Source organism: Microcoleus sp. B9-D4, assembly GCF_036705105.1.
Classification (GTDB): Bacteria; Cyanobacteriota; Cyanobacteriia; order Cyanobacteriales; family Microcoleaceae; genus Microcoleus.
Genome location: NZ_JAUBTS010000002.1, coordinates 76,353 through 98,866, shown reverse-complemented (window position 1 = coordinate 98,866; position 22,514 = coordinate 76,353). Strand labels below are relative to the sequence as shown.

Annotated in this window: 25 protein-coding genes; 17 read left to right on the top strand and 8 right to left on the bottom strand. The window is 45.4% G+C overall.

The annotated features are described in order from the left end of the window. Positions 1 to 25: 25 nt before the first annotated feature. The 9 genes from QUB24_RS01805 (at position 26) to QUB24_RS01765 (ending at position 7,355) form a co-directional block, all read left to right on the top strand. A complete protein-coding gene (locus tag QUB24_RS01805) occupies positions 26 to 307 on the top strand; it encodes a hypothetical protein (RefSeq protein WP_333146709.1) in 282 nt (93 codons plus the stop codon). Positions 308 to 584: 277 nt separating this feature from the next. Next, a complete protein-coding gene (locus tag QUB24_RS01800; protein ID WP_333150050.1) occupies positions 585 to 4,571 on the top strand; it encodes a S8 family serine peptidase in 3,987 nt (1,328 codons plus the stop codon). Positions 4,572 to 4,774: 203 nt separating this feature from the next. Beyond that, on the top strand, positions 4,775 to 5,143 hold the full coding sequence (locus tag QUB24_RS01795) for a GIY-YIG nuclease family protein (protein ID WP_333150048.1): 369 nt from the start codon (positions 4,775 to 4,777) through the stop codon (positions 5,141 to 5,143). Continuing rightward, positions 5,140 to 5,385 carry a hypothetical protein gene (locus QUB24_RS01790; RefSeq protein ID WP_333150046.1) on the top strand — a complete coding sequence of 82 codons (246 nt, stop codon included), beginning with the start codon at positions 5,140 to 5,142 and terminating at the stop codon, positions 5,383 to 5,385. The genes QUB24_RS01795 and QUB24_RS01790 overlap by 4 nt, the downstream gene beginning before the upstream one ends. An 87-nt stretch (positions 5,386 to 5,472) precedes the next feature. After that, positions 5,473 to 5,793, top strand: a complete 321-nt coding sequence (locus tag QUB24_RS01785; protein ID WP_333055249.1) for a hypothetical protein — start codon at positions 5,473 to 5,475, stop codon at positions 5,791 to 5,793. Positions 5,794 to 5,813: 20 nt separating this feature from the next. Beyond that, the gene (locus QUB24_RS01780; RefSeq protein WP_333146726.1) at positions 5,814 to 6,239 is read left to right on the top strand and encodes a hypothetical protein; all 426 of its coding nucleotides are present in this window, start codon (positions 5,814 to 5,816) and stop codon (positions 6,237 to 6,239) included. Positions 6,240 to 6,254: 15 nt separating this feature from the next. Beyond that, on the top strand, positions 6,255 to 6,500 hold the full coding sequence (locus tag QUB24_RS01775) for a hypothetical protein (protein WP_333150044.1): 246 nt from the start codon (positions 6,255 to 6,257) through the stop codon (positions 6,498 to 6,500). 260 nt (positions 6,501 to 6,760) lie between these two features. Continuing rightward, on the top strand, positions 6,761 to 7,012 hold the full coding sequence (locus QUB24_RS01770) for a DUF433 domain-containing protein (protein ID WP_332957339.1): 252 nt from the start codon (positions 6,761 to 6,763) through the stop codon (positions 7,010 to 7,012). Then, positions 6,996 to 7,355: a DUF5615 family PIN-like protein gene (locus QUB24_RS01765; RefSeq protein WP_333150042.1), complete on the top strand. Its 360-nt coding sequence runs from the start codon at positions 6,996 to 6,998 to the stop codon at positions 7,353 to 7,355. Before QUB24_RS01770 ends, QUB24_RS01765 begins: the two co-directional genes overlap by 17 nt. Positions 7,356 to 7,480: 125 nt before the next feature. Here QUB24_RS01765 and QUB24_RS01760 read toward each other — a convergent pair whose 3' ends face one another. Both QUB24_RS01760 and QUB24_RS01755 read right to left on the bottom strand, forming a co-directional pair. Beyond that, on the bottom strand, positions 7,481 to 7,843 hold the full coding sequence (locus tag QUB24_RS01760) for a type II toxin-antitoxin system PemK/MazF family toxin (RefSeq protein WP_333150040.1): 363 nt from the start codon (positions 7,841 to 7,843) through the stop codon (positions 7,481 to 7,483). Beyond that, the gene (locus QUB24_RS01755; RefSeq protein WP_333150038.1) at positions 7,828 to 8,064 is read right to left on the bottom strand and encodes a hypothetical protein; all 237 of its coding nucleotides are present in this window, start codon (positions 8,062 to 8,064) and stop codon (positions 7,828 to 7,830) included. Before QUB24_RS01755 ends, QUB24_RS01760 begins: the two co-directional genes overlap by 16 nt. 141 nt (positions 8,065 to 8,205) lie before the next feature. Here QUB24_RS01755 and QUB24_RS01750 point away from each other — a divergent pair, with 141 nt between their 5' ends. The 3 genes from QUB24_RS01750 to QUB24_RS01740 all read left to right on the top strand — a co-directional run bounded on the left by QUB24_RS01750 (position 8,206) and on the right by QUB24_RS01740 (position 10,754). After that, positions 8,206 to 8,703, top strand: a complete 498-nt coding sequence (locus QUB24_RS01750; RefSeq protein ID WP_333150036.1) for a TIGR00725 family protein — start codon at positions 8,206 to 8,208, stop codon at positions 8,701 to 8,703. 8 nt (positions 8,704 to 8,711) lie between these two features. Further along, positions 8,712 to 9,233: a hypothetical protein gene (locus tag QUB24_RS01745; RefSeq protein ID WP_333150034.1), complete on the top strand. Its 522-nt coding sequence runs from the start codon at positions 8,712 to 8,714 to the stop codon at positions 9,231 to 9,233. A 288-nt stretch (positions 9,234 to 9,521) separates the two neighbouring features. After that, entirely contained in the window at positions 9,522 to 10,754 is a 1,233-nt protein-coding gene (locus tag QUB24_RS01740; protein ID WP_333150032.1) for a TPM domain-containing protein, read from the top strand. Between the two features lie 109 nt (positions 10,755 to 10,863). Here the strand turns inward: QUB24_RS01740 and wecB are convergent, their stop codons facing one another. Next, entirely contained in the window at positions 10,864 to 11,976 is a 1,113-nt protein-coding gene (gene wecB, locus QUB24_RS01735; protein ID WP_333150030.1) for a non-hydrolyzing UDP-N-acetylglucosamine 2-epimerase, read from the bottom strand. A 259-nt stretch (positions 11,977 to 12,235) separates the two neighbouring features. Here wecB and QUB24_RS01730 point away from each other — a divergent pair, with 259 nt between their 5' ends. Then, positions 12,236 to 12,805: an rRNA large subunit pseudouridine synthase E gene (locus QUB24_RS01730; protein WP_333150028.1), complete on the top strand. Its 570-nt coding sequence runs from the start codon at positions 12,236 to 12,238 to the stop codon at positions 12,803 to 12,805. Between the two features lie 112 nt (positions 12,806 to 12,917). Here QUB24_RS01730 and QUB24_RS01725 read toward each other — a convergent pair whose 3' ends face one another. Further along, positions 12,918 to 13,763 (bottom strand): hypothetical protein, encoded by an 846-nt coding sequence (locus QUB24_RS01725; protein WP_333150026.1) that lies wholly within the window; start codon positions 13,761 to 13,763, stop codon positions 12,918 to 12,920. 196 nt (positions 13,764 to 13,959) lie between these two features. Here QUB24_RS01725 and ctpB point away from each other — a divergent pair, with 196 nt between their 5' ends. Continuing rightward, entirely contained in the window at positions 13,960 to 15,279 is a 1,320-nt protein-coding gene (gene ctpB / locus QUB24_RS01720) for a carboxyl-terminal processing protease CtpB (RefSeq protein ID WP_333150024.1), read from the top strand. A 92-nt stretch (positions 15,280 to 15,371) separates the two neighbouring features. On the opposite strand, the gene QUB24_RS01715 is transcribed toward ctpB, so the two are convergent. Together QUB24_RS01715 and QUB24_RS01710 are read right to left on the bottom strand one after the other, a co-directional pair. Beyond that, on the bottom strand, positions 15,372 to 16,676 hold the full coding sequence (locus QUB24_RS01715; RefSeq protein WP_333150021.1) for an Nramp family divalent metal transporter: 1,305 nt from the start codon (positions 16,674 to 16,676) through the stop codon (positions 15,372 to 15,374). Positions 16,677 to 16,857: 181 nt separating this feature from the next. Continuing rightward, positions 16,858 to 18,858 (bottom strand): heavy metal translocating P-type ATPase, encoded by a 2,001-nt coding sequence (locus QUB24_RS01710; RefSeq protein WP_333150019.1) that lies wholly within the window; start codon positions 18,856 to 18,858, stop codon positions 16,858 to 16,860. A gap of 389 nt (positions 18,859 to 19,247) precedes the next feature. On the opposite strand from QUB24_RS01710, the gene QUB24_RS01705 reads away from it, so the two are divergent. Together QUB24_RS01705 and QUB24_RS01700 are read left to right on the top strand one after the other, a co-directional pair. Continuing rightward, complete coding sequence (locus QUB24_RS01705; RefSeq protein WP_333150017.1) at positions 19,248 to 19,481, top strand: hypothetical protein; 234 nt, start codon at positions 19,248 to 19,250, stop codon at positions 19,479 to 19,481. Between the two features lie 121 nt (positions 19,482 to 19,602). Further along, entirely contained in the window at positions 19,603 to 20,355 is a 753-nt protein-coding gene (locus QUB24_RS01700; RefSeq protein ID WP_333150015.1) for a cupin domain-containing protein, read from the top strand. 60 nt (positions 20,356 to 20,415) lie between these two features. Here QUB24_RS01700 and QUB24_RS01695 read toward each other — a convergent pair whose 3' ends face one another. Both QUB24_RS01695 and QUB24_RS01690 read right to left on the bottom strand, forming a co-directional pair. Next, positions 20,416 to 20,853, bottom strand: coding sequence for a VOC family protein (locus QUB24_RS01695; RefSeq protein WP_333150014.1), 438 nt, complete (start codon positions 20,851 to 20,853; stop codon positions 20,416 to 20,418). 199 nt (positions 20,854 to 21,052) lie between these two features. Beyond that, on the bottom strand, positions 21,053 to 21,562 hold the full coding sequence (locus QUB24_RS01690; protein WP_006631343.1) for a TIGR02652 family protein: 510 nt from the start codon (positions 21,560 to 21,562) through the stop codon (positions 21,053 to 21,055). Positions 21,563 to 21,668: 106 nt separating this feature from the next. Between QUB24_RS01690 and QUB24_RS01685 the strand changes: the two genes are divergently transcribed. After that, positions 21,669 to 22,226, top strand: a complete 558-nt coding sequence (locus QUB24_RS01685; protein WP_333150011.1) for a gamma carbonic anhydrase family protein — start codon at positions 21,669 to 21,671, stop codon at positions 22,224 to 22,226. Positions 22,227 to 22,514 lie beyond the last annotated feature (288 nt).

Here is a 22,514-nt window from a genome sequence, read left to right as displayed (position 1 = left end):
ATCTACCAACACAAGGATAACCACAATGTCAGGAGAACAAACTAATCCCATGCGATTTAAGGGTGTTGCCAGCGATGGACTTTTCAAAGGCAAAGTCATTGAGGGCAAACTCGACATCAAAGTCAACGTCGAGTCGGTTACAGATCAACCCAAAGAAGAACCGAAGCCGGCACCTTTTGGTTGGGAGACAATTTTATTCGCGGTGTTTTTTTTGTTAGTTCTTAATCAAGCAGCAGGCGACCCCGGAGGCATGAGAAAATACCAAATTCCGCAAAGGTCTTCTCACCATCAGATTTTACCACAATAGGGAGAACAGGCATCAGCCAATCGCAATTATATCCATCTCCCTGAGTGTGAGGTGGATGTAAAACCTCGATTCCCGGTAGTTTGTGTAAAGTTATGCTACAAAGACTGAAACTTTGCATAAAAACTAAAACTTACTCCAGATAAATAAGTAGCGATGGAAGTTCAGCGAGTTAACCCCACACTCTTTGTGAAGTTATATTACAAAACGCATAAAAACTCCGACGCACTTCAGATAGATCAATATCAGCCCCAAGTTATCGAATTAATCAAGGTGCAAAATGTCTAATATATCGATCGGCAATCTGAACGACAACTATTTCTCCATCGACTTCGCAGGTAAAACTGACCCCACAGACACCTATCGTTTTAATCGGCTGAATACAGGCAGCTTTCGAGTTACGGCTGAAGGATTTAGTTCCATTGTCGGGATGCAACTCCTCGACAGTCAGGGAAAAGTCGTCAAAGACATCGAAACCAACGGCACAAACTCGGGAACTTTTAGCATCGATAACTTGGGTGCAACCAATTATGCACTCAAAATTTCTGCACCCTCCCGCGATACAAATTATCAAGTTAGTTTAACCCCAGATGGCAAAGTTGACCCGCTGACAGGTTTAGGGGTTGACTCCGGCTTTTTCGCGACAGATTCAACGGGTCAAGTTGGCTTTGACTGGCTGCACGACGGTGGCAATTATAAAGGTGAAGTTGCCATTTTCAGCGTGCTGGGAATGGAGAAATTTACCCCTGGTTCTCAGGAATTTATCAAAGAAGCAGCAAGACGATCCCTGACCAATTCTACCTTTGGTCACGTAGTAATTTCTGACCCCACAGAAGGTGCCAATCCGCTATTTAACGGCAGTTTAGGAGAAGCAAATTATAACGCAGGGCAGTACAGCGGCGCGAAAACATTTCCGATGAAACCTGGAGAGGCTTTTGCGGTGATGCTGGTGCCAAATGGTACGGTGCAAGATGTGTTTAAAAATCCCGGTGCAGGCGGTGACAAACGCCCGCTGTTGTCATTATCTAGCACTAATCCAGATGATGCTTGGTTGTACGGTCAAGTAGCAGATGTCACTGGCAACGGTAAGGCCTTTGCAATGGAAGATCAGCGCGTCGATCAGGGTTCAGATAAAGATTACAACGATTTGGTTTTCAATTTAACAGGTGCGACGGGGAAAGCACCGGCAATAGAGAAAGTTATCGATCCAAGTAAGGATTGGACTAAACTTGATGGCGGCAAGAAATTGATCGATTATGTCAAATCAAAGCAGCCGGTTGTGGAACCGCCTGTAGTTGTAACGCCACCGATTGAGACAAAACCGCCTGTGGCTGTCGCGCCTCCTGTGGAAACGCCACCGATTGATCCAAAACCGCCGGTTGCTGTCGCGCCTCCTGTGGAAACGCCACCGATTGAGACAACGCCACCTGTGGAGACAAAACCACCTGTGGCTGTCGCGCCACCGATTGAGACAACGCCGCCTGTGGAAACGCTGCCTGTGGCAACGCCGCCTGTTGCGACAACGCCACCTGTTGCAACGCTGCCGACCCCTCCAACACCACCCGTGCAACCGCCTACGATCGCCCCTGAACCACCTCTAGTTGGACTTGAGCCGATCGATGATCTGTCGCAGCCGATCGACCCCGAACCGCCGATTGAAACCGTATTACCGATTAGTTCGCCGCCAGAAAATCGCGCCTTTATCGGCATCATCGATACTGGGTTTGCGACGAACAATCCCGATTTGGATTACTCTAAAGTGACTATGGGGCGCGATCGCATTGACAAAGATAGCAATCCTTTGTTTACTGCTGGCACTGGTAACGAACACGGCACATTTAGCTGGGGTTTAGTGAGTGCGATTCAAGGCAACGATAAAGGCATTGATGGCTACAACGATAAAGCCAATGTGTACCTAAGTCGGGCAATTGGTTCTGGGGAATGGGATTTAGCTTTAACTGATTTTGTGGGTGAGGCGAAAGCACAAAAGAAGAAGAATGCGATCGCACTTCTTCCCCTCGATTTAACTCAAAAGAATGCTGACGGAACCATTACCACTCGTTACGAATTTACGAACCGAGAACGTGCTGCATTAGAAAATGCGCGTCAGAATGGAGTGCTGTTAGTTGTAGCGGCTGGGAATGACGGCGGCGTGATGTCTGTTTTGGGTCAATCTTCCCAGGAGTTTGAGAATATTCTGACGGTTGGTTCATCTGATGGATTTGGGCGATCGGATTATTCCAGCTATGGCTATGGTTTGGATATTTTAGTGCCCGGAGGTGCGATCGACAATCCGACTTTATCGACTGTTGGCGATGATATTGGCACGATGTCGGGAACTTCGGCATCGGCGGCTAAGGCGGCGGGGATGGCGTCTAAGGTTTGGGAGAGTAATCCCGATTTGAATCCTACTCAAGTGATTGACATTTTGACCGGAAGTGCGATCGATTTGAAGGAGCCCGGATGGGATGAAGAAACGGGTTTTGGGGTTGTGAATTTGAATAAAGCTGTGCAATTGGCGAAGGAAACAGCGCCGCAAGCTTATATTCCGACACCTTTCTCGAATCCGACAACTTGGGGTTTAGAAGGACAAGTTAGCCCCTGGGAACGGGCGGTTAATTTGAGTGGTGTGACGGATGGAGGTAAAATTGCTGTCCAGATTAACGGTGGTGTTAATATTCGTCCCACTGCTGATACTTCCAGTGCTGCTGTCGGTAAAGTCAGTCCTGGGACACAACTGGAATTTGACTACCAGACTCAAGGTGAATTAATCAACGATCCTAATGGTGAAGGTAGCAGTGATGTCTGGTATCACCTGGCAGATGGTAGCGGTTTTGTATCTGGTTTGTACGTCACCAATGTCCAAGATATCCCATCTACACCGCCAATTGACAATCCCGTGCAGCCGCCGATAGACAATCCCGTACAACCGCCGATAGACAATCCCGTACAACCGCCAATTGACAATCCCGTACAACCGCCAATTGACAATCCCGTACAGCCACCAATTGACAATCCCGTGCAGCCGGCGCCTAATTCAATTTCTCTCAACGGGCGCACCATTGGTGGCAATTTCTATCCTGTTTTCCAGAATTATCAAGGGACATTGGGCAATCCCATTTCAGATGTCACCAACTCTAATGGTGCGAGCTATCAGCTATTTGAGAATGGGTCGATCGTCAGCAGTAAAAATGGAACTTTTCCCCTTTATGGTGCTATCCGTCAAGCATTCTTGAATACAGGTGGATTGGATGGCTGGTTGGGCGCTCCGAAGAGTGGGGAAAAGGGGTTGGGAAATGGGAATCTTATTCAATACTTTGAGAAGGGCTATATCTACTGGAATGGAGGTAAGGCGACGGCTTACAAAGAAGGGACTGGTTTGCCATCTGTACCTGTTCCACCTAATCAGCCAATCTCTGGCAAAGGTAATACAATTCGCACAGGTGAAGGAGGAAATTTCTTTCCCGGTATACTTTCAAGCATTGAGAAAGACTACAATGCCATTCGCAAAAACTATGAGGATTCTCTGCCTGTATCAGGTAAAGGCTTTGAACCATTGGGTCAATTCCGTCCCAGTGATTTTGATGATCATTGGTGGGATTTACAGACAGGCGCTAACGAGGTTTATTTTAACGAAAGAGATCCTAAGAATGACTCTTACTTTCATCCAGATGTTCAAAAAGTTGAACGCAGTACACAAGTACATGAAGTCTATGTAAAACTTTCCCAAACTCTGTTTAAAAATCGAGTAATTGCATCTAAGTCAGGTTATGCTTATGACCAAGACTACATCAAGAACCAACCAATAGGGGGTACTCTTGGTTGGATTCACTCTGGGATTGATATGTCAGCTTTGGCCACAGATGTGATTCACTCGCCAGTCGATGGCATAGTTGTTCAAGACCTACCTAACTATCCAAACAAATCAGATGTTCCTTTCAGTGGAAGGGCTATTTGTGTTCAAGAAAAGGTAGACGGAACACTTGTCAATCGTTTTTGGTGGTATTTACATCTAGAAAGTGGTACAAGTAGAAAGGGTGAATCAGTCACAGCTAAGACAACAGAGATTGGTCGTCCATCTGGGTCTATACCAAACTTGGCTACTCACCTTCATTTGACTGTTGCAACGACATCAGATGTGGATGCAGCTTTAAATATCCAATCACCTAGTGTAACCCAACCACAAACTGCGATCAATAAAATGACAGCAATAACAATGAGTCCTTTACAGGCTTTTTGGGAAGCACAAAATAAAGTTCTTAGATAGTCGGATTATCGATCGTCCTTTCTAATAATTCAGAAAGGCTCTCGCCCCTCATCATTCATCAATCATGGCGAGATCCCTTCTTACATCCGCGTTAATCTGCGTCCATCTGCGGTTAAAAAAGACCGATCGCCCTTTCTAATAATTCAGAAGGGCGATCGCTTCTACTTGTAGGATGGAATAACCGCTTGCATCTGGCAATTTTCATGACCAACCCCATCCAGCAAGAAGCCCGCCAAATTCTCGACACTCTCGCCTTTACCCCCTTCGATCGGTGCCATCCCCTCAGCCGCGACTTCGACACCATTCCTGCTAAAGTTGGTTTGTACGCCTTTCGACATCGCACTGAAGGATTGCTCTACATCGGCAAAGCCAAGAACCTCCGCGATCGACTGCGAGGTGGTCACAAAGCCTTCCTCTGGGGCTGGCTCGATCGCTACGATCCAGATGATGTAAGGATTGCCTTTGTTACCCTCAACCAATGGCAAAAACCAGGGTTATTATATGAATTAGAAACCCTCATCCTTCAAGCTACAAATCCTCCCTACAACGTTAAAATCCCCAGAGAACAATGACTCAAACACTTAAGATCCAACACTTGCCACCAGAAGCTATTCATTCGCTGATGACCCATTTGCCTGACTATGTGAAAGTCGCTTTGATGGCAAAAGCTACAGAGCTAGAATGTTCTCTGGAAGCTGCGATCGAAATGGCGATCGCTAGTTTCTTAGACTCAGAAGCTTTGAGCTTTGAAGATTGTCTATTATCGCAACGTCTTAAGGAATCAGAATTGGTAGAATTTCCCCAAAAGAAATAGGGTGCGATCGCCCGTTTTATAATCAATCATGGCGATCGCTCCTACCAGTGCTCATGCACCCCATCCAAAACCCAACTTCCCTGAACTATGTCATCAGGTAACATCCTAGCTGTCACAGATGTTCTCAATTTCCTTGTCAGTGGAATCGATAAAACTACCCTCGAAACAGAACTTACTGCTTCGGGTTGGATATTCACTCCAGCTAGAGGTGGTTCAAAAAGCGGTGCAGGTACAATTTGGACAAGCCCAGACACTCAATACAGTGTCAGAATTATGACTCAACCTGATGGTTCATCCTATGCTCGTGTTTACAATGGCCCAGGAGGAGGTGCACCCGCAGAACAACCCCTAAACGCATCAGGAAAACCTGGAAGTCGTGGAGACACCCACTTTATTCTGCTCCCTTAATCCCATTTATTCGTCAGATTATGAACTTTCAACAAATTTGGCAACAATACGATTTTACCGAATCAGAATTGCTATCGATGGGGTGGCAATTTCCCTATGATTATGTCCTCAATCTCAACTACTATTGGCAGATCAATTCAACTAATTCTACTTCTGAAGTTGCTACAAATGACCAATTTTTAAACATTATCCTCAAAACCTGCATTCGACTTGATGTACAACTCAACCCAAATCCCGATCAGTTAAATCAAAAGCCTGCGAACCTCGGCACAATCGTCGGCTGGGGACAAGTTACTCCTTCTCCTTGGTTAGAAAATCTATCCCTTTCTCCTAATGAGTGGCTGCATCTGTTATTTGAAATTGGTGGAAATAACAAAATTGAAGCTGTTTGTCGATCGCTAGTTGTCGAACAATTGGTCAAACAACCCTTAGCACTCAGTTCATAAAAGGAGATAAATACCATGTCATCCCCAGAACTAAACCTAGCCGATAACTGGGAATTCACAGAATTATGGGTAGATCCGACAGCATCACCACCTTACGTCCTAATTTTACTCGGTGACAGTTCAGGTAATAGCTGTGTCTACGATCCTGCTCAAAATTATCAGATTGTATTTACGAGTTCAGATTATCAAGAAGCTAAACTCTGGCTATTAGAAGATGAATACGAACGAGTAGAACGTCGGTTACAATTGGAAGCAGCATGACCCCTATTTTCGAGAAAATGGGGAAGAGCGATCGCCCTTGATCTGCCAGAGTCAGAAAGGATATCACCCATCATTCATCAAAAGATCGAGATATCTTCTTACATCCCCGTTAATCTGCGTCCATCTGCGGTAAAAAAAGAGCGAGATCCCTTTCTAAGGATAATTCAGAAGGGAGCTCGCTTCTGCTAAATTTATGATATAATTACCCATCAGTTACAGCTAGACTTGCCCACTTCTTTTGATATAAAGGAGTAAAGCCCGTGAAAATAGAAGAATTACTGCAAAGAAAAGGGATTATTCACCGCGATCCAGAAATTATGAGCGGTGTCCCCGTATTTGTCGGCAGCCGTGTCCCCTTAAAGACTTTTTTCGACTACCTCGAAGGTGAAAGCGGTTTCGCAGAATTTATTAATGATTTTCCTTACCTAGAAAGTCAGGCAATTAAAGTGCTAGAAAATCTAACTAAAATGATGCTCTCGCTAGAAAATCCTTCAAATGCTTATACTGCTTGATGAAAATCTCTTGAGTCAAAAACTCAAGCAACCTTTCTTAGACGAGGGTCATTCAATCAGCAATGTTTATGACATGGGGTGGAGAGGGCTAAAAGACAGGGAAATTCTGGAGAGATCGGAGAATCATCCTTTTGATGTTTTTATCACTGCTGATAAAAATCTTCCCTATCAACAAAATCTCGCAAGTCGTGTTATTACAATTGTGGTCTTAGATTCTAGCAGTACGAGGCCCGACCATCTGGTACCTTTGATGAGACAAGTTAGCACTATGATATCGTCGCTGCCAGCAGGTTCGGCAGTTCGCATTAATGATGCTGGGGATGTTGTTTCCATTAGTCCTTGAGCGAGAGCCCTTCTTACATCCGCGTTAATCTGCGTTAATCTGCGGTTAAAAAAGAGCGAGATCCCTTTCTCAGCCAGATTCAGAAAGGATCTCGCCCATAATTCCTTCTTTAAAAAGTTGAAAAATTACAAAGCAAACACAATTCTGAGAGCTCGATCGATTTTTAGTAAAACCTCTGGCTCAACTTCACCTCGGATATCCACCAATCGAGAAAAATAATCTATAGGGCGCGTTTGCAAACAATCTGCAAGAGATTTTTTTGTTAATCCATTTGCTTCTGAAGGTTCAATCTCCACATTACTTCTAATCTTGGCTTTCTTTTCACTCCAAGCAGTAATTGGAACCACCTGAATTATGGGAACTCTCTCATTATAAGTATTGTTAGTCACAATAATGCAAGGTCTAATTTTTCCAGTTTCAGAACCCCTAGTAGGGTCAAGATTGACTTCAATAATTAGCCCCCGTTTCAGTTTTATTCCTTCGGCCATTCTTCTAAACCTAATTCCGCCAATTCCTGTAACTCAGTCTCTTCTGCATAGACTTCCGCATAGAGCATCGCCGATTCTTTCAAATGCTCGGTTTCTAACGCTAATTCCAACCGTTGAATCGCTATTCTAACCAATTCACTAGGATCTTTAAATCCATAGTTTTGACAGAGTTCTAAAAATTTTATCTGAGATTCATCTAGTTTAAATGTTTGCTCTTTCATAGTAAAAATACTAGGAAGGTTCGGGAAGTTAGTTGTGTCAAAAGCTGTTTTTATGAAGCCACTATTTATATGATAACATACATTCGTAGATAGTGCCAAAAAACTAGCAAGTATTAATAACACCATATTCACCCCAAAACTATGAAAAAAATCATCATTGGCATCATGGGCCCCGGCGAAAGTGCCACATCAACAGACTTAGAAAACGCCTATCAACTCGGACAACTCATCGCCGAAGCAGGATGGATATTGCTAACTGGCGGTAGAAATGTTGGCGTCATGGATGCCGCCAACAAAGGAGCAAAATCAGCTAACGGTTTAACAGTCGGCATCCTTCCGGGAAATGACACTCGCGGCATTTCTGAATCTGTAGATATTGCCATTGTCACCGATATGGGAAACGCCAGAAATAACATTAACGTTCTTTCTTCAGATGTAATAATTGCCTGCGGTATGGGCACGGGCACTGCTTCGGAAATCGCCCTCGCCCTCAAAGCTAACAAACAAGTTATATTGTTAAATCACAGCGCCGAAAGTCAACTTTTTTTTAAAGGTTTAGCACAATTTAACATCTTTGTGGTAAACAATGCTGTAGAGGCTATGAATCAAGCTCGCGAAATCCTAGCAAATCCAAGATGAAATCCAAGATGAGAGTAAGCAAATTCAACTTTTGTGCGATCGGCATTTTTCTGACTTTGGGGATTTTCGTCACTACCAAAGCAGACGGAAGAATTGCACAGTTCAGTTTCAGCAACAAATCCACTCCCAAATTAGCACAAACCCTCCCTCCTCCTCCCCCTTCCGCACAGCCTGTTACCGAACAAGAAGCGCCACCTATTCGCAGCGAATCAGTGCCGGAACAAATAGCTTTAGCAACCCATTTGCAGACCATCAAAGCTAGAATGTACGGTGCTTACTGGTGTCCTCACTGTCACACGCAACAAGAACTTTTCGGCAAAGAAGCATTTACCGCGATTACTTACATTGAGTGCGATCCTAGAGGCAAAGATGCTCAACCGGATTTGTGCAAAGCTGCCAATATTAAAGCTTATCCCACTTGGGAAATTCGGGGTAAATATTACACGGGCCGACAATCTTTGGAAAAACTGGCTATTTTATCCGGTTATAAAGGCAGCAGCAATTTTCTGCCACCAGTTCCCTCTCCTTAAAAATATCTAAATTAGCTAGCACTCGCACTCGCCCACTAAGAAACCGGGTTTTTGAACCGAGATTGACGGTTTTAAGCAATTATTTTGGTTAAAAACCCGGTTTCTCGCCACCCGTGTGTCCATGACTATAAATGTAAGGTGCTGATGGCGCACCTAAAATTATGATTTTTATGAACCCAACTTCTGAATAATATGAATTGACATGAGAGTGAGCTGGTTATTTAATTGTAATTAGGCGGACAGATATATGTCAATTTCAGACTAGCAGTTATTCAGGAGACTGAAGCGATGCAGTTACAATTTAGCAATAAACAAATAATCTGGAGCAGTTTGCTGTGCTTTTCGGCAATTGCCTTTCCCCTAACAAGCCAAGCTATAACAGTACAACAAGTACCGAATCCCCGCCAATCAAATAACACTTGGGTAACAGACAAGGCAAACATTCTCAGCGACAGCACCGAAACTCAGCTAAATCAAATGATTTCGGATTTAGAGGCGAAAAACGGCTCAGAAATCGCTGTTGTGACAGTGCCTGATACTAAGCCATCGGCGACACCCAAAGCATTTGCTACAGAATTATTTAACTTTTGGGGTATTGGGAAGAAAGGTAAAAATAACGGAGTTTTATTGTTGATTTCGTCGGGGGAACGCCGCGTTCAAATTGAAACAGGTTCTGGCCTTCAAAGTATTTTACCCGATGCACAGGTAGTGGGAATTATTAAAACCGAAATTACGCCCCGATTTAAACAGCAGGACTTTGACGGGGGTACATTAGCGGGGACAAAGGCGTTAGTAAATGTTTTACAAACTCCGATGGTAAATGCTCAATCTCAAACCACGCTGCCTTTGGCTCCAATCGTACCATCTCAAGGGGTGAAACCGTCACCAATACCTAGTCAATCGCCAGTTATTAGCAATAGTACATCCACAGGTGAAGATTCATCGAATTTAATCTATGGCTTACTTGGGTTGTTATTCACAGCATTCATAGCATTTATACCTTGCTTCATTATCTTCAGGATATTTAGCAGCTTATTTTCTCGGATATCTCGTTACCGCCACCGCCGTTATCCGCGCAATTACAGCAGTAACAATCGCAATTACGGCAGTCACAGTCCCAATTACAGCAGTAACAATCGCAATTACAGCAGTCACAGTCCCAATTACAGCAGTAACAATCGCAATTACAGCAGTCACAGTCCCAATTACAGCAGTAACAGCGTCGATTACAGTAGCACTAGCAACAGTAGTAGCGATGATTGCGGTGGCTACTACAGCAGTAATAGCAGCGACTACAGTATTAGCAACAGCGACTGCGGAGGTAGCTTTGGCGGTGGAAACTCCAGCGGTGGCGGTGCGGGTGCCGATTACAGCAGCAGCATTAGCAGTAGCGACTATAGCAGTAGCAGCAGTAGCGACTACAGCAGTAGCAGCAGTAGCGACTATAGCAGTAGCAGCAGCGACTACAGCAGTAGCAGTAGCGACTACAGCAGTAGTGGGGGTGGCGGTGGGGATTGGTAATTTGGGAATGCAGGTAGAAACCGAGTTTTTTTAACAGGAATTAGTCCCCCTCTGCGGGGACTTCGTTTGTTTAATTGCGGTTTCAACCGCCCAACTCGCTAGGGGGTAGTTAACTAAAATACTCCTCAACAATTTTCAAAATCCGCGAGGCGGCCAAACCGTCCCCAAAGGGATTAATTGCCATTGCCATTGCGTTGTATGCTTCGGAATTGCTCAGCAAGTCTACCGCTGATGCTGTAATTATATCAGAATTAGTACCTACAAGTTTAGCGGTGCCTGCGGAAATTGCCTCTGGTCTTTCTGTGGTTTCTCGCAATACCAAAACAGGCTTTCCCAAACTCGGTGCTTCTTCTTGCAAGCCGCCGGAATCTGTGAGGATTAAATGGCATCTCTGAATCGCTCCTACTAATTCTGCGTAATCTAAAGGTTCAGTTAAAAATACTCTGGGATGGTTGCCCAAAAGAGCTTGCAAAGGTTCTCTAACAGTGGGATTTCGGTGTAGAGGTAAGAGCAAGGCTGTATCGGGAAATTTATCTAATATTTGGAGAAAGGCCTTAGCAATTCCTGCTAAGGGTTCTCCCCAATTTTCGCGGCGGTGGACTGTTGCTAAGATAGTGCGATATTTGCTCCAATCTAAGTTAGGAATGTTGCATTCTGGTTCGCGTTTGGCGACAGAAAGCAAGGCATCGATGACTGTGTTGCCTGTACGGTGAATTTCTCCCAAAACCCCCGATCGCACTAAATTCTCTTGGGCCAGCTCTGTCGGGGCAAAATGCAGCCGTGTGAGCTGAGATATCAAGCGTCGGTTAGCCTCTTCGGGGTAAGGATTGAATACGTCGTCTGTTCGCAATCCGGCTTCTACGTGACCTACGGGTATTTTCTGGTAAAATGCAGCCAAAGTAGCGGCAAACGCAGTTGTTGTATCGCCCTGAACTAAGACGATTTCGGGCTGCAATTCTTTAAAGGCGGCTTCCAAACCCTGCAAACTCCGGGATGTAATATCCGTCAAGGTTTGCTGGTGCTGCATAATTGCTAAATCCCGATCGGCTTTTAGATCGAACATTCGCATTACTTGCTCGACCATTTCTCGGTGCTGACCGGTTAAAATTACTTGGGTGTCAAAGGTTGGCGAACTTTTGAACTGTTGAATTACTGGGGCTAGTTTAATCGCTTCCGGGCGAGTTCCTAAGACGATGCAAACGCGGTGTGTGGCTTCGGGCATGGTAAAATTGGGTAGTTGAGATTTGCGAGGCTCTTAAAGGCTGAAGATTTTAGAGCAGGTTTGAATCGTTGGTTAACAAGATTTATTTTTTTATGAACCGCAGAGGGCGCAGAGGGCGCAGAGGAGGGAGAGAAGAGAGAGAAAGTGGTTTGACGTTGGGTGGGGGCGGGTTTTTGAGATTGTGAGTTTTAGCCAATTATTGTCGGTGAAACCCGCCCCTACAGGATTATTGATATTAGTACATTTTTGTTAATTGCTTATGCCCTATCGGTACATTTTATTTTACAAACCCTATGATGTTTTAACTCAATTCACTGACAACTCAGGGGAAGCTAAACGCAGCACTCTCAAAGATTATATTCCTATTCCTAACATTTATGCAGTGGGAAGGCTCGATCGCGATAGTGAAGGTTTGTTGCTGCTAACCGATGATGGACAAATGCAGCACCGCCTCAGTGACCCGAAATTCGCTCATCCCCGTACTTACTGGGTGCAAGTGGAACGAATTCCTGATGCAAGTGCGATCGCCGCTTTGCAGACAGGTGTCACCATTCAAGATTATCGGACTCGATCGGCAAAAGTGCAATTATTGTTAGAAGAACCCGCTTTGCCGCCCCGCGAACCGCCAATTCGATTCCGCAAAAACGTGCCAACAGCTTGGCTGGAAATGACTCTCACAGAAGGCCGCAACCGCCAAGTACGTCGGATGACCGCAGCAGTAGGGTTTCCGACGCTGCGGCTGGTCAGGTGTGCGATCGGCCATTTGCGTCTGGAAGGCCTCAAACCTGGTGAATGGCGCGAACTAACTCAAGCCGATTTGAGATTTTAGATTTGAGATTTTAGATTGGGGAATTACAGTCAACTGCCTTGACATTTAGGACATTCTTGATAGCTGAAACTTTTACGGCGACTGCATTTCCCTTCTTCCTTCTTCCTTCTGCTTACTTTCGAGGGGGCAAAATAAAACTCTCCTTTCCATCCTGATCTTTTTGCACCTGAGCTCCCAACTTGACAAGAGCTTGTTTCGCCCTTTGACGCACCAACTTATCAGTTGTTTGAGCATAAACCGTACTCCAAGCATTAAACCGCACCGGCACGCTATCGGGATCTCGGCGCAAAAACTCAGCAGTTGCTCGAAACCTCGGCGCCAATGAAGCTCCTTCCGGGGTTCCTTCCACCCAATCAGCGGCCATTTCGTGAGAGCGAATTGACTCGGGAATATCCCCCAACAGCAGCAACTCATCAATACCTTTAGTTCGCCACACTATCCACGATTGGGAATGAAGTTGCGGCGAAAGGGCAAGGGCCCTAGTACCACGCTCTATAAAGTTAACAGCAGTTTCAGGCTTTCCTTGATAAAAAGAAATAGCTGTGGAAAGAAACAGGTAGATGTCAGCCCACCGCGGGTCGCGCTGCGTAACTATGTCAAAATAATCTTGGCTCAGATTGTAGCCCGTCACATCTCGCGCTTCGTCGTCGCCAAAATACTGCAAAAATTTGAGAAATGTCCAATCTGCAATTAAATTATCAAATCCAAAACTAGGGATAGTTTTGAGCATTTTTAGCCGCAGGGCTTCTTGCTGCGCTTCTTGCTGTGCGGCTCGCTTGAAACTGGCAGCAGACATTGCAGAGAGCGACTTTTGGCCCTGAACGCCAACTGGGGAAATTCCGCCTAACTGCCCGCTAGACTGCATGGCGACGACCCCCGCCAGCGCTGCTAGACCGATAGCTCCATTAACGAGCAGGCTCAACCACTTACGCGAAAATTGTTCGATTTTAGCTTCCACGGCACTTTATAAATCCAAGTTTTAAATTAAGTTTATTGAAAGAGAGTAATAATTGGTTGGCGATCGACTAAAAATCTCGTTAAACTGTCCAAAGGGATGGTGGAGCCTCCACACAATAGTTTAAGTAGTAGTTTGAGATTTTTTAGCAATATAAAATCTCAAATCAAAAATCTAAAATCGAATTGAGCCAAATTCAATGAATCAAGCCCGCAGACGCTTTTCTAAGTTACAGGCAGCCCTGTTCAGTGGGGCGATGGCAACAACCGCTTCGATATCTTTGCTCGTTCCCGGCCTGAGTCAATCAGTCCGCGCTGAACTTCAAGATAGCCCCAAAGCTGTCTTAGACGAAGCTTGGCAAATTGTCAACCGAGAGTATGTTGATGGCAGCTTTAACAAGACTGACTGGCAATTGACCCGCCAAGAACTGTTGAGCAAAAACTATACCTCTCGCGAAGCAGCCTACACGGCTCTCCGCAAAGCGCTAGAGAAATTAAACGACCAGTACACGCGCTTCATGGACCCGAAGCAGTACGAAGCGCTGACGAATCAAACCTCTGGGGAACTGACAGGGGTGGGGATGAGGCTGGAAGAAGACGAGAAGACGAAAGCGATTAGGGTAGTCGAGCCGATGGAAAATTCCCCGGCCCTGAAGGCAGGGATTCTAGCGGGCGATACGATTTTGGTGATTGACGGCAAAACTACCAAAGGCATGACTGTCTCGGATGCGGCTCAGGTAATTCGGGGCGACGAAGGTACCAAAGTCACGCTGCGGATAGCTCGTGAGGGCAAAAGCGAATTTGACATCACTCTGACTAGGGCGAGAATTGAGGTAGCCGCGGTTCGCTACAGCCTCAAGAATGAAGGCGGTCAGAATGTGGGTTACATCCGTTTGCAAGAGTTTAGCTCCCACGCGGGCGAACAAATGGAGGCGGCGATTAAAAAGCTCTCGGCTCAGAAAGCTGACGCTTTTGTTTTGGATTTGCGGGGGAATCCCGGCGGGTTGCTGCGAGTGAGCATTGATATCGCTCGGATGTGGATGGATACAGGGGCGATCGTCCGCACAGTCGATCGCGCGGGCGATTCTCAGGAAATGAAGGCAAATCGCACTGCGCTCACTGACAAGCCTTTGGTGGTGCTCGTTGACGACAACTCGGCTAGCGCCAGCGAGATTTTGGCCGGTGCTCTGAAGGACAATAAGCGCGCAACTGTGATGGGCGGCCAAACTTTTGGCAAAGCTTTGGTGCAGTCGGTGCATTCTTTGGCTGATGGTTCGGGATTGGCGGTGACGATCGCTCACTACTATACTCCCAACGGTACGGATATCAGCCAGAAGGGGGTTACTCCCGATGTTAAAGTCGAAGTCACCGACGAACAAAAGCTGAAATTAGCTAACAAACCGATGTTGGTTGCGACTAAGGATGATCCTTGCTACGCGCAGGCGATCGCACTTTTGAAAACTACTGCTTCCTCGGCGCGTCCCCTAGCCGCTAATGAGGTTATTGTTCCTAAAAAGTAAGTAGTTGAAACCGTAATTGATTAACCATAAGGATGAAGATGAAACCCGCACCAGCGGGTTTTATTTTTGTATTTTTATCTAGCTTCAGATTGCTAGAAAATGGTTTGTAATAACAGCAAACTATTTAATCCTACTATAATACTAGCCACTAACCAAGCTAAGGCTTTCAGCCAAAATGGATTCACAAACTCTCCCATTAAGTTGCGGTTTGAGGTAAACATTACCAAGGGAATTACTGCAAAGGGTAATTGCAAACTGAGAATCACTTGACTGAAAACCAGTAAATTAGTTGTACTACCTTCCCCAAACAAGATAATTACGATCAAAGCCGGCACAATTGCAATCAGTCGAGTCAGCAAGCGCCGCAGCCAAGGCCGCAGCCTAAAATTCAAAAATCCTTCCATCACAATCTGTCCTGCTAGAGTTGCAGTTAAGGTTGAATTCTGCCCCGAAGCCAATAAAGCAAAGGCAAAAATTGCACTGGCAGAACCCACACCCAGCACCGGAGAAAGCAGTTTGTAAGCATCTTGAATTTCTGCTACTTCTTGATAGCCGGAAAAGTGAAAGCTGGCAGCAGACAAAATCAGAATAGCTGAATTAATAAACAAAGCTATTGACAGCGCTACGGTAGAATCAATTGTGCCAAATTTAATTGCTTCCCATCTTTGATCCGCAGTTTCTTGCCAAGAACGAGTTTGCACGATCGACGAATGCAGGTAGAGATTGTGCGGCATCACAGTTGCCCCCAAAATACCAACCGCAATATAAAGCATTGCCTGATTTTGCAAAATCTCTAGGCTGGGAACATAACCGAGTAAAACTCCTCCGGCATCTGGTTTGGCAAAAATTATTTCGGCAATAAAACAACCGCCAATAATTGCAATAATCGTAATCACCAAAGCTTCGATATAACGAAAGCCTTTACCTTGTAAAAATAACACCATTATCACATCTAGTGCAGTGATGCACACTCCCCAAACTAAGGGAATGCCAAATAGCAATTGCAGTCCGATCGCACTTCCAACAAGTTCAGCTAAATCGCAAGCCGAAATAGCAATTTCACAAAGTATCCACAGCAAAAAACTAACTCGCGGACTGAAATAATCTCGACAAGCTTGTGCCAAATCTCGTCCCGTTGCCACTCCTAAACGCACGCAGAGTGATTGCAGCAAAATTGCCATCAAATTAGATAGCAAAATCACACTTAATAGCGCATAGCCAAACTTTGCTCCCCCCGCTAAGTCAGTCGCCCAGTTTCCCGGATCCATGTAACCCACTGAAACCAAATATCCAGGCCCTGCGTAGGCCAGCATTTTACGCCAGAAACCTTTGCTGTTGGGAACGGGGATGCTGCGATGGACTTCAGGCAAGCTGGGCCTATTTTCCGAGTCAGTCATTGGTTGTACCGTTCAACACTTTTCATATTCTTTTCATAATATGACAAGTTTAGCGGAATTTGATCAGTCGTATGGATCAAATTCCGGCGGAGTCACCGTATATTTTTGGGGTTGAACCGAGGTGCGCGCGATCGACTATGATGAGGTCGATCGACAAAAAGCACTCTTATGTGCGAAGACTCTATTTCAAAACTCTAGTCGCATTGAAAATAGCTGCTAAAGCCACCCCAACATCGGCAAAAACTGCCTCCCACATTGTAGCTAACCCAAAAGCACCGAAAGCAATAAATATGCCTTTGACTGACATGGCAAAAATGATATTTTGCCAAACTATATTGTGAGTTTTCCGGGCAATTTGGATGGCTTCGGCCACCTTAGACGGTGCATCTGCCATAATCACAACATCGGCAGTTTCGATCGCCGCATCGGAGCCCAAACCCCCCATCGCTATGCCGACATCAGCCCTAGCAAGCACTGGTGCATCATTAATTCCGTCTCCAACAAAGACAATTTTATCGCCTTTTCTAGATTGACCGATCAGTTTTTCGATCGCCTCGACTTTTCCTTCGGGTAATAACTCGGCTAAATAGGAATCTAAACCGAGCTTTTTCGCAACACTATCGGCTACAGCTTGATTATCTCCTGTTAGCATCACGATTCGATCAACACCTAGTTTCTTGAGATCGCAAATAGCCTGTACTGCGTCTTCCTTAAGCTCATCAGCAATTAAAATATACCCAGCGTAGCGGTTGTCTACCGCTAAATGCACTACTGTACCTTCAGCATTGCAGACATCGTGAGCAATGTTTTCTCGGTGCAGCAAACGGTCATTTCCCGCCAGCACAATTTGATTATTTAATTTTGCTCGGATTCCGTGTCCTGCTATTTCTTCGTAATCTTTCACATTCGATGAATCTATCTTTCCCCCGTAAGCTTCCATGATAGATGTCGCGACTGGGTGATTTGACTGAGATTCTACTTTTGCTGCTATTTCCATTAACTCAGATTGTGAAAAACCATTCTGAGGGACAATTTGTGCTACTTTAAAAACTCCTTTTGTCAGAGTTCCTGTTTTGTCCAAAACAACTGTCTTGACTGCTGTCAGGGTATCTAAAAAAGTCGAGCCTTTAACCAAAATACCGCGCTTGGCTGCACCGCCAATTCCCCCAAAGTATCCCAGAGGAATGCTAATCACCAATCCGCAAGGACAGGAAATAACTAACAAGACTAGGGCGCGGTAAACCCATAAAAAGCGATCGGCATTAGTTGCTCCTGAAATGAACAAAGGCGGAATTAAAGCCACTGCTAGCGATGCAAATACTACAAAAGGCGTGTAGTAGCTGGCAAATTTGCTGATAAATTTCTCAGTTTCAGCTTTTTTGCTTCTGGCATTTTCTACTAATTCCAGAATTCGGGAGATTGAAGATTCGCCGAAGAGTTTAGTAACTTTGACGGTGAGAACTCCTGTTTGGTTAATTGTTCCTGCTAAAACTGTTTCTCCAACTTTCACGGTTCGAGGTACTGATTCTCCAGTAAGTGCAGATGTGTCAATCTGAGAATTGCCCTCTATAATTTCACCGTCTAAGGGAATTTTTTCTCCCGGTTTGACAAGGATGATATCGCCGACGGCTACGGTTTCTGGCGAAACTTTTTTGATTTCACCCTTTTCCTTGAGGTTGGCGCTGTCTGGGCGAATTTCTAAAAGCGATTTGATCGATTGACGCGATCGCCCGATCGCAAATTCTTGAAAAAGTTCTCCGATTTTGAAAAATAACATCACCCCGACTGCTTCAGGGAGTTTGTGAATAGCGACAGCGCCGAGTGTTGCTATAGTCATTAAGAAATTTTCATCAAAAAATCGACCTCGCAGAATGTTGCGAGCCGCACTGGTTAAAACATTCCATCCGCTTAAAAGATAGGCTGGGATGAAAACCAGATATTCACCTATAGAATAGGGCGTGTTGTGCAGTTTTTCTTCAAAAATTAAACCGCCCACAAATAGTACAACAACCAATATCACAGGAATCAATTCTTGATTCAGGTTAAAATCTCCGTGGCCGTGGTCGTGGTCATGGCCGTGGCCGTGGTCGTCGTGGTTATGATTCTCATGGCTGTGTTCGTGGTGGTCGTCCTCATGACTGCAACTACAGCAGCCGGAATAGCTCGATTTTGCTTTTTGCATATGGTTTTTCCTGCGTTTATCCCAATACCTGATAGTATGAATAGATATTCATATTGTATACTCAAAAATAAAATATACTAGATTTTGAGTTAAAGTTATAGTATATTTTAGAAAAATATTGTTAAGTTGGTAGCGAACGTTACTAGGGATTAATAGGGGAGCACCTCATATTTGTAAAAATACTTCTTCTGGCTCCTTCCTTCTTCCTCTTTCCTTCTGCCTCCTGCCTCAAAACTCCTGCCTCAAAACTCCAATTTCTAGCTGGGCTGCAAAGGTGAGATGATCCCATTAATAGTAAGAACTATTCTCAGTTTCCGATTGAGAGAGAGAATGATTATCCCTAGCGGAAAGCCCTCTCTAGTCAATTCGACCAGCAACACATCGAACGATTGCCGGGGAGTCCGACAGCCGCTGAAGCCAGATATTTCAGAACCCTAGAGCATCTCAAATTAGTTGAGGCTAGTTTGCGCCACTACGTGAGTCTTTGGGCTTTGGCGCTCTTGGATGGCAAGGTGGGTTTTGCCCTGGCTATCGCCTTACACGTCGGAGATTCCTATGGGACAGATCCTGTGGGCGGTATATTGCTAGATAAAACCATCGAACTGGCGAAACAGTATAAATAGCGAAGAGCGAACAGGAAATAGGGAACAGGCGATCGACCAGCAAATAGCACAAAATTTATGTATACTTGCTAGAGGAACCAGCCTCTACAAAATCAGGTATACATCTTAAATTTCAAAAATTATGTCTTCTCAACTTGAGTGGCAACCTCAACCAATTCACAATGACGTATCCAGTCGAGCCGCAGTCTTGCAGTCATCGCTAAGCTGGCATCAGACCACTTTTACCGGCATCTGGTTTGGTGCCTTTGAGTCTGACGATAACGTTCAAGATCATCCCGTCACCATGCTGACTCGCTTCGATCCGGGTGGCTTTTTCCCGCTACACGGACACCCGGGTGGAGAAGAAATTTTGGTAATCGAGGGTAACTTCGCCGATGAAACCGGTGTGTATCCTCCAGGATCTTATATGCTCAATCCCGAAGGGTTTATCCATCGTCCTTATAGCGATGAAGGTTGCCTGACATTTGTTAAATTACGGCAACATGGTGGAACCACTCGCCAGCGGGTGAAAACCAATATTTACGAGTTGTCCTGGCAGCCCGGTGCTATTCCCCAAATTGAAGTAAAGCCACTTTATGAGCAAGAGGGTTTTCATGAAAAAGTTTGGGTGGAACGCTGGCAACCAGGCACGGCTTTGTGGAACGTAGTTGAATCTGAGGTGAAAGAAATCTTTGTCATCGAAGGGTCTTGGAGTGATGAGTTAGGAGATTTCCCCGCTGGTAGTTGGCTGCGGTATTCACCCAATTCTCCCTATAGTCCGTCGTCGGCCACAGGTTGTCTGGTTTATGTTAAGACTTATCCTCTAGATACAACGCGATTTATTGTTGCAAAAGACTTCCGACAGCCTTTTGAGACAACTGAGTCTTCTGGCTAAGGATTCGCGGTCTGAATTGAAAGAATATAAATGACTAATGACTACTAACTACTGACCTCATTAGCCATTCATCCGCCGGATAAACTCTAAAGGCAAACCATCAGTATCGGCAATAAAAGCTACTTCGTAAACATTTTGCCCGATCGCCTGTTGAGTCGGTTCTAATAAAACTTTCAAAGCTTGAAACTGGTTTGGTTGGTCTCTAGCAGCTTCCTCAAACCGAGCTTTCAGAGACTGCAACCAACTAGGCAAGTCAGTGGTCGCCTCAGTTAAATCGAAAGATAAATGATAATATCCAACATAATGCTCGTCTCCGAAAGCATCCGGTGCGGGTTTTGGTTCCGGGATTTGAATTAGTTCGATGCGTCCGTTGAGACCTTCCATCCAACAGGCTAGGGTGTAACCTGTGGTAAAGCGATCGCTCACAGTAAATCCCAACTGTTCGTAAAAGGCGATCGCCCGGTGAATGTTAGCAGTGCGAATCGAGGCGTGGTGCATTCGATTTTAGATTTTAGATTTTAGATTGGGAAATTGGGCATTGGGCATTGGTTGCTATCGCCAAAACATTCTAAAAAACCTTGGGCAAATGACAACCAACAAATAACTAATGACTAATAACGAATAGACCTCTCCCATAATTATTGTGGAACAGGCATCTTGCCTGTTCAAAACTGTCTTTTTGGGAGATGTCTAATAACTATTCAAACAACCGAAAATAGGGATATCTAATCGGAACTCCCGGCTCTTTTTCCAAATCAAAATTAATCACTTCCCAGCAAGGGTCCTCTTGGGGATCGGGGCTAAAATCCACAGGCAAACCGTACAGCCTCGGCCGGGGCGATTCCGACTGGCCGCGCCAAGGCGTGCTGCGTTCCAAATAAGCGCTGATTAAGTCGCGATAGCGTTGGGCAACGATCACGCGAGTTGCTCGATAGCCTTGAGTATAGAGTCGATCGAGCGCTTCGTGAATTTCAAACCGAATCCCGTCCGGGTGCGTGTGCTGGCGATACCATTCATTCTCCCAGCGGCGCCAGTGCCGCCCAGACTGAAGGTGAACCAGTTCCCCCGTTTTTGGATCTGCCTCAAATGCCCCGTGACGCGGACACAAATAGGTATCCGTGAGTGTTAAAGCCGGAATTGTTTGGCGACAGTGGGGACACTGAATTTCCGGGCCAAACATCGGGTATTGCAAGGCAACTTCAATCATTTATTTGCGTCCCAGCATATTTTCTCTGCAAAAGTGCCAAATACTCTTATTATATCCCGTATTAACAACCAGCTAATCTGCTAGAAGTATAACGATCGACCAACTAATGAGCAATCTCAACGAACCTCAGTCTGCACTTCCTTCCTATTGGCCCAGGCCCGATCTGTCCCAAGCGGCTTTTGTCGCTGAAGGCGCTATTGTCATCGGCCGGGTAGAGGTGGCTGCAGGCGCTAGTATCTGGTACGGGGCGGTGGTGCGGGCGGATATAGAGCGAATTGCGATCGGCTCAAGTACCAATATCCAAGATGGAGCAATTCTGCACGGTGATCCGGGAAAACCGACTGTTTTGGAAGATTTCGTGACAGTGGGACACCGAGCCGTGATTCACTCAGCTTACATTGAACGGGGTTGCCTGATCGGGATTGGGGCGATCGTCCTCGATGGAGTGAGGGTGGGGACAGGCTCGATCGTCGGTGCAGGGGCGGTTGTCACCAAGGACGTTCCCCCTCATACGCTAGTTGCGGGAGTGCCTGCCAAACGCCTGCGGGATGTCTCTGAGGAAGAAGCAGCCGAGTTGGTGGAACACGCTAAGCGTTACGAAAAGTTGGCTTTGGTTCACGCGGGGAAAGGTTCTGAGTTGGGATTTGCTGAGGTGAAGGAATAAACTTTTCAGGATAGTCCTGGACGCATAAAAACCTTCATAACCGGGTTTTTTGCGGTTTGGGCGGGCTGTAACGAAGTATTTTGAAAAAATCCCGGTTTCCGCTCGCCCGTGCGTCCAGGACTATAAGACTCACTCTTAATGAGTTTTGTTGAGGTACAAGACTTACACATTTTAGGGCAAATCTGTCATTCTAAGCGTATCGAACAATCTCCTAAATGCTAAACTACAGTAATGAAAATTAAGCAAAAAATTATTGATTTATAATTGCTTACACCGCAAAAAAACTCC